The sequence below is a fragment of the Massilia paldalensis genome (genome assembly GCF_044901715.1).
Taxonomy (GTDB): Bacteria; Pseudomonadota; Gammaproteobacteria; order Burkholderiales; family Burkholderiaceae_D; genus Telluria; species Telluria paldalensis.
In genome coordinates this window covers 2232187-2239890 of record NZ_JBJCIU010000001.1, presented here as the reverse complement: position 1 = coordinate 2239890, position 7704 = coordinate 2232187, and the positions used below count along the sequence as shown (strand labels likewise).

Below are 7704 nucleotides of genomic sequence, written 5' to 3'. Positions count from 1 at the left end.
GTCCACGATCAGTCACTTGCTTGACCGCCGCGACCTTGAATTCTTCCGTGTACCGCTTTCCACTCATGTTGACTCCTTTTGCCTAGAATTATGACTCAGGAGTATCTAGCGTAGTGGTGGCGATTCAGGCTGCGCAGAACAATGAGCCAAGCCTTCAGGAGATTAAGGACTTTTGGGACGCGGCAGGAGAGCCTTGGCCTCCAGCTAAGCCGTTGCCCGAGGGGGCAACGCTCCACTGACCGAGGTGCTGTCCAATGATAGTAAGCGAAGAGCTCCGAAAGGGGCTTTTCGTGCTGGCTGTTTGCGCTGAGGTAACATAGTCGCTCTTTTGTCTAGGAGGGACGATGAAGCACATATTCATAGCACTGGCTCTGTGTTGGGCGGGAAGCGCTGGCGCCGAAGGATTCCCATGTAGGGAGCCGCAGTACGCTGAGCTAAAAGATATGAGTAAGTCGGAGCTCGAGCATGAATACTGTTCTTTAACTGAAAAAGCGATCAGTAACCGTCGCTCAATGGAAATTACTGAGCAGATGATTGCAGAAAAAAAGGCGAAAGGTCTGTACTCACCTGGGGACCGCGAAATACAGAAGCAAGAGCTTGGAGCCGCTCATACATGCGAAGCCGCTGCCCGCAGTGTGTCTTCCGTACTTCACAGACGGTTTAAGAGCCGGCCACCGCAGTCCTGCGTATAACCGATTTTGATATCGAGCCAGCCATGAGCTGGCTTTTTTATTGGCCGCCTTCGGGCGGCTTTTTCATTTGGAGAAGCGGATGACCGACAATCGCCGGGTACAGATCGAGACCGTTGTCGATACGACTGGCGCGCGGGCCGGATTCAACGAGGTCGCCCAAGAAGCGGGTCGCATGGCAGCCGGCGTCACGCAGGCAGGCGCGAACGCCAGCCAGGCAGTTGCCGGCATTGGCACTGCCGCTTCTGGCGCTGCACAAGCGACCAACGCGTCGCAGAGTTCGATCGTCCAGTCGGTGCAGCGCTCGACAGCCCAGATCGCGGCATCGGAGCGCAATCTGGTCGCGATGACTCAGCGCACGATCGCGAGCCTCGATGCTGGCGCGCGATCGGGGAGCGCATTCATCGAAAGCCTGGCTCGCACCCGCGGTGTCGATGCAACGCGTGGCCCGCTGGCACAGCAGCTGGCGCAGCTGCGCGCCATCGAACAAGCGCAGACTCGAGTCGGTGCGTCAGCTGCGCAAACCGCGCAAGCGATGCGACAACTGCCGGCGCAGGTCAGCGATATTTTTGTTGGCCTGCAGGGCGGTCAATCGCCGCTGACCGTGCTGCTGCAGCAGGGTAGTCAACTGCGCGACTCGTTCGGGGGCACCGGCGCGGCCGCGCGCGCTCTGGGCGGTGAGCTGCTGGGCATGCTGAATCCGACTACGGCTCTGGCCGCTGGCGTCGTGGCACTGGGGTTCGCTTATAAATCCGGCGCTGACGAGATCGCCGGATTCGGAAGGGCCCTGGCTCTCACCAATAACGCTACTGGCGCAACTGTCGACCAGCTTTCCGACATGGCTCGCCAGATCGGAGCGGTCAGCGGTTCGCGCGGTAACGCCGCGGAGGCCATCACTGCGCTCACCTCTACCGGCAAAGTGCCGGTCGAGAACTTGAAGCAGTTCGCGACCGTGACTGCAGATGTGCAGCGGATCATCGGACGTAGCGTTGAGGAGACTGCTGGCGACTTCGCTGAACTGGGTAAGGCGCCCCTTGCCGCACTCGACAAGCTGGACGAAAAGTATCACTTCGTCAACGCTACGATTTACGCCCAGGTGAAGGCTCTGCAGGATCAGGGTAAGGCATCGGAGGCTGCGGACCTGGCGCAGCAAGCCTACGCCGACGGCATCGCGAAGCAAAAGCAGGCGGTTCTCGACAGCCTCACGGACTGGGAGCGCGGCTGGATCCGCATTAAGACGGCGGTCTCGGGTGCGGTCGACAGCGTGGTCGACTTCGCAAGCGGGCGCGGCCAAGTCAACTCGGAGAAGATCCAGGGGTTGCTCGACGCGAGGCAGGGCCTTGAGGAGCGGGTAGAACGTCTCAAAAAACGCGGGGCGGCACGCGATGGGGATAAGTACAACCCCGAGACCGATCCGGATGTTCTGGCTGCGAAGGCCGCTCTCGACGCCAACCTGCGCGAAATAAACGCAATCCGGGATAAGGATAAGGCCCAAAAGGATGCGGTAAAGACGCAGACCGACGCTCAGAAGATCAACGACGCGCAGAAGCAGTGGGCTAAGGACGCTGATCAGTTCCTAGACCGTGTCACACAGCGAGAGCGCGAAATTAAAACCGCGCGTGAGCAGGGCGCCGAGGCACACCTCAAATCCAAGGATATCGAGGATCGGGTTGCAGCAATCCGCAAGAAATATGCGGAGACCTACAACATCGGGATCGAGTCGAACATCGCAGCGCTGCAGCGTCGGGTACAAGTTGAAGATGCGATCGCACAGCGGACATTGGCACGCATCGCTGCGGAGCGCGCACTAGGCGCGATCACCGAGCAGCAGGCGATTGACCAGACGGCGCAAACTGAAATCGCATCACTCGATCGTTCCATCGCGGCAAAGCGGCGAGAGCTGGCTCAAATCAGCCAAAAAGTTACGGCCACGCCGGAACAGAAAGCGCGAGATATAGCTGACAAAGAAGCGGATATAGAGAAACTCCGCAGCAACCGCGCAGCGCGCGAAGAGAAGCGACAAAACGACCTGGCGATCCTGGCCCAGAAGCGCGCCCAGGACAGCGACGAATTGTTCAACAAAGGTATCATCGGCGCGACGGCAGAGCGAGACAGCCTTCGGGAAACCCTGAGCGCCCAGCTGGACTACAACCAGGCGGTCGGCCTGACCAAGTCCGAAGTGGCCGACGTGAAGGCGCAGCACCTGTTGCGCGCCGCTGCCCTGAAGGACGAGATTGCAGCCACCCAGGAGGCAATCCCGGGCGGCGAGCAGCTGGCGGCGATCTACCGCGAGCAGGCTCAGCTGCTGCGCGACTCGGCATCGGCCACGCTCGGTGGAAGCGCGCGGGACTCGGCCAAGGAGCTACATGATTTCCTCGACCCCACGAAGGCGCAGACTTTCGGCGAAGCCCTCCGTGATGCGTTTGGCGCGGCCGGCGATGGACTTACCAAGCTGACCGGCGCACTGAAGCAATACGGTGCGCGGCAGATCGAAATCGAGAAATTCCGCGGCGAATCAGCCAGGGACTTTTTGAACGGGAAAAAGACGGAGGAGGACTATCTCAAGGACCTGGACGGCCTGAATCGCAAGAGCGCACAAAGCCAGGTTGCCGCTTATGGCGACATGGCCGGCGCTGCTGCAGGCTTCTTCGGCGAGCAAAGCAAGGGATACAAGGCGCTGACCGCCGTGTCGCAGGTTTTTCATGCAGCCGAACTTGCAATGACAACAGCGGAGCTGGTGCCAAAAGCGATCAGCGCTGTACTGACGCAGGGCCAGGGCGATCCGTATACCGCGTTCGCTCGCATGGCCGCTATGACGGCGCTCGTCGCAGGCCTTGGCGTGGCAGTCGGTGGTGGCGGCGGAGGCGGGGATCTGTCGAAGCAGCGTCAGGAAACGCAAGGTACTGGCACCGTTCTCGGCGATAGCAGCGCCAAGTCGGAGTCTATTCAGCGAGCTATCGAGGCGGTCGAGAAGAACACGTATCAGGATCTAGCTATCAACACCAGCATGCTGGCGTCACTCCGGAGCATCGACAACAACATCGTTGGCTTCGCAAGCCAGCTGGTGCAGTCGACCGACGTGACGGGCAAGTATGCTGCTACGACAGGCACGATGGGCGGCTTCGTCGGCAAGATTGTCAATGGACTGTTCGGCGGTAAGACGTCGGTGCAGGACACTGGATTTACGCTCGATCCGACGTCGCTCGGGTCTGCGCTCGCCCAGGGTGTGCAAGCGTACCAGTACTCGGACATGCACAAGTCCGGCGGCCTGTTCGGCAGTAGCAAGAACTGGACGGACAAGACGGCGCTGGGTGATGACGCCAATCGACAGTTTGGCCAGATCATCGCGTCGCTCGCCGAGAGCGTTACCGAGGCCGGCAGCATGCTGGGCGTTTCCGGGACGGACTTCACCGACAAGCTCAATGCGTTCGTCATTGACATCGGCAAGGTCAGCCTCAAGGACCTCAAGGGAGACGAGCTGCAGAAGGCGTTGCAGGCTGTCTTCTCGAAGCTGGGCGACAACCTCGCGCAGTTCGCTGTCGGCGGCCTGGGGATCCTCCAGAAGGTCGGCGAAGGCTACCTTGAGACGCTGGTGCGCGTCGCAACCGAATACCAAACCGTCGACGTGGTGTTCCAGTCGTTCGGCAAGACGTTCGGGATGGTGGGGGTGGCCTCGGTCGAAGCACGTGACCGGCTGGTACAGCTGGCCGGCGGCCTGGACGAGTTCACCAGCCAGGGCGAGTACTTCCTGACGAACTTCTTCAGCGAGAAAGAGCAAGCTGCTGCGATGCAGCGGCGAATCGATCCGACGCTGGCGAAGTATGGGCTGTCGAGTAGTGGTGACGACGCTTCCAAGCTGTTCCGCGACTTCGTCGTGGGGCTCGACACGACGACCAAAGCCGGTGCTGAGACGTACACCGAGCTGATGGCGATCGCGCCGGCGCTCAAGACTGTCGTGGACGCGCAGAAGGATGCGATGGAAAGCATCCTCGATCAGCGGAAGGACCTGCAGGATCAGCTCGACGAGCTGACGATGACATCGACCCAGTTGCGCGAGAAGGAGCGGGCGGCCATCGATGACAGCAACAAGGCCCTGTACGACCAGATCCAGGTCCTGAAGGACCAGGCGAAGGCGGCGGAGGACCAGAAGGCTGCAATCGAGGCAGCCAAGTCGGCCGCTACGAGCCTGCTGGGCGGTGTGGACGGCGCCTTCTCAGTGCTGCAGAAGGTAGTCCAGCGCGAGAAGGATGTGCTGCAAAAGCGGATCGATAAGGAAGCCGAGGCGGTCAACCTACTAAAGTCCCTGACCGATTCCATCAGCAGCACGCTGGACAGCATGTCGGTGGCTGGGTCCGATGCATTGGGCCGTCAGTCGGCGCAAGCCCAGATCAAGGATGCCCTGGCTTTGGTGAGGGGTGGCGCGCAGCTGTCCGACGACCAGATCAAAAACCTGGGCAAGGCGCTGAGCGCAGTCTCCCAAGATTCGACGAAGCAGTTCGGATCGAAGGAGGACTACCTTTTCGACTTTCTGACCACCCGCAACGATATCGCGCAGTTGGGCGACCTGACGGGCGACCAGTTGTCGGCCGAAGAGAAGTCGCTGGAGCAGCTGAAAGCGAGTTCCGAGGCGCTGGACGGGATCCTCTCCAAAGCGCAGGAGCAGATCGATGTCCTGAAGGGCATCAGCACGACGGGACTGTCGATCGAGCAGGCGCTGAACGGCCTGACTCTTTCGATCGCGACTGCGCAGCAAAACCCGGTGGTCTCGGCGACTGGTGCGATCACGAAGGCCTACCAGGACAGCTTGGGCCGCGCTCCGGATCAAGCCGGACTGGAGTACTGGCAGAACGCGGCCGCGGGCGGGACGTCGATCGATCAGATCGTCGGTTCGATCGGCAACTCGATGGAGGCGCAAGTAGCGAAGCTGTATCAGTCGCTGCTTGGCCGCCAGGCGGATGGCGCAGGGCTCGCCTACTACCTGCGCACCGGCGGCTCGCTCGCTGACATCGCAAGCTCTATCAAAGCTTCCGACGAATACAAGGATCACCAGAAGAAGCTGGGCATCCCCGGCTATGCCAGCGGCGGTCTGTTCGGTGGTGGTCTGCGCATCGTTGGCGAGAACGGTCCGGAGCTGGAGGCGACTGGCCCGTCCCGCATCTGGAGCAGCAACCAGACCGCGGAGCTATTGGCGCGTGCGTCGAGCCCTGCAGGTAATAGCGCTGCTCTGGTCGAGGCAGTCCGTGACCTAAAGTCCGAAAACGCGCGGCAACGGAGCGTGATCGAGGATATGGCCAAGGACATGGCTGCGATGGCGCGAATCCTTAAAGGCGTCAGCCCGAGTGAAACCTTTATCAAGACGAGGTCCAATTGAGCGGCTTGCTTAGCGTTCTTGTTCCTATTCCCATCACCCCTGCGGTCCTGCTCAGCACGACCGCAGTGGGCGAGGGGTACGCGAACTGGGACAAGACCAAAACCTATGCCGTAGGCGACTACTGCTATAGCCCGACCACCCAGCGAAACTACCGCAGCCTGGCCGCCGGCAATCTCAACAAGGACCCGACTGACCCGACGAATCGGACAGCCGCCGGCAGCAATACCGTCTGGTGGCTGGATGCCGGACCGCCCAATCACCTTGCGATGTTCGACAAGAAGATAGGCACGAAGACGAAGACGAGCGGAGACCTGACGCTGAAACTGCGCCCAGGCCCGGTCAGCTCGCTGTATGTGGCGGGCGTCAGCGCGGGCGTGCTCAACGTGACCGTTCGGGATGCCACGGGCGGCGACGTCGTGTTCACCTACAGCAGCTCGATGGAGGGCAGTGCTCCTGATGATTATTGGGAGTGGTGCTTCGACCCATTCGAGCCGCTGACGGACATGCTGGTCACCGGTATTCCCCCGTATGGCACTGGTGAGATCACGGTCTCGCTGACGAATGGCGGCGGCGCGGTGGAATGCGGCGCGCTTGCAGTGGGCGACGTCAAGGTGCTCGGGCAGACCCTGGCCGACGCCGAAGCGGAGCCGGTGAGCTACGCATACATCGACACCGACAACTGGGGTAACACCGACATCGTCGACGGCCCTTCCGCCACCAATCTGACGATGACTGCGGTGACGGAAACGCGCGCTGATGGTGCGCGTGCTCAGACCATCGTTACCTCGCTACTCGGCAAGCAAGCATTCTGGTTCTGCTCCGACAGGCCTGACGCGGTTGGCCTCCGAACCTGGGGGCTTGGATCTGGCCGGTTCTCGTATGACGGCACTCGCTGCCGCATTTCCATGACAGTGAAAGGGGGCATCTAATGCCGACAACGCCGCCGCAGGTAAATCAATTTTCAGGCTCTGCGCCACAGCGGAAGGATAAAAGCACCTTTTCGGACCGGCTAGATGCGTTCGTCACGTGGATTATCCTGTGCGTAACACAGCTGCCTGCGTTGGCCGCAAACATGTATAGCAACGCGGTCGATGCATTTAACAGCGCATTGGCCGCTTCCCAGTCCGCGAGTACCGCTACTTCGGCCGCCGCTACCGCCATGGCGACGGCGAACGCTTCGCCGTGGGTCAGCGGCACGACGTACCCTCTAAATGCGTGCGCGATTAGCCAAGTGAACTTTCAGTCATATCGTCGTGCGGTTGCGGGAGCGGGCACGGTCGACCCGGCAAATGATGCGACGAATTGGCGGATATTAGCGGGGAATAACGCTAATGGAACATTTGCACCGAGCCCGGTTGACGCCCTCGAGATTGACCTCTCGCTGGGGAATTACTTCACCAAGACCATTAGTTCCAACTCGACCTTCGCGTTTAAAAATGTACCCGCCGGCGGCAGCAGCTTTACTTTGGAGCTGACCACCACCGCTGCGGTAGCCGTTGCGCTCCCGTCCAGCGTGAAAACCCTGGGGAATGCGACGCCTCCATTCGGGGCAGGCAAAACCAGCCTGCTCATGTTCAGCACCTCGAATGGCGGCGCTCGATGGCGCGTGGTTATAGCTCCGAATTTTGATACATAAGGGTGGCA

3 protein-coding genes are annotated in these 7704 nt (G+C 60.7%); all 3 read left to right on the top strand.

The features are described from left to right. The first annotated feature begins 771 nt into the window (after nucleotides 1-771). From ACI1V7_RS09795 to ACI1V7_RS09785, 3 genes are read left to right on the top strand one after another with little or no spacing between them, the layout of a single operon-like run. Entirely contained in the window at nucleotides 772-6060 is a 5289-nt protein-coding gene (locus ACI1V7_RS09795) for a phage tail length tape measure family protein (protein WP_404531512.1), read from the top strand. After that, entirely contained in the window at nucleotides 6057-6989 is a 933-nt protein-coding gene (locus ACI1V7_RS09790) for a hypothetical protein (protein ID WP_404531511.1), read from the top strand. Before ACI1V7_RS09795 ends, ACI1V7_RS09790 begins: the two co-directional genes overlap by 4 nt. Then, nucleotides 6989-7696, top strand: coding sequence for a hypothetical protein (locus ACI1V7_RS09785; protein WP_404531510.1), 708 nt, complete (start codon nucleotides 6989-6991; stop codon nucleotides 7694-7696). Before ACI1V7_RS09790 ends, ACI1V7_RS09785 begins: the two co-directional genes overlap by 1 nt. The last annotated feature ends 8 nt before the right edge of the window (nucleotides 7697-7704 follow it).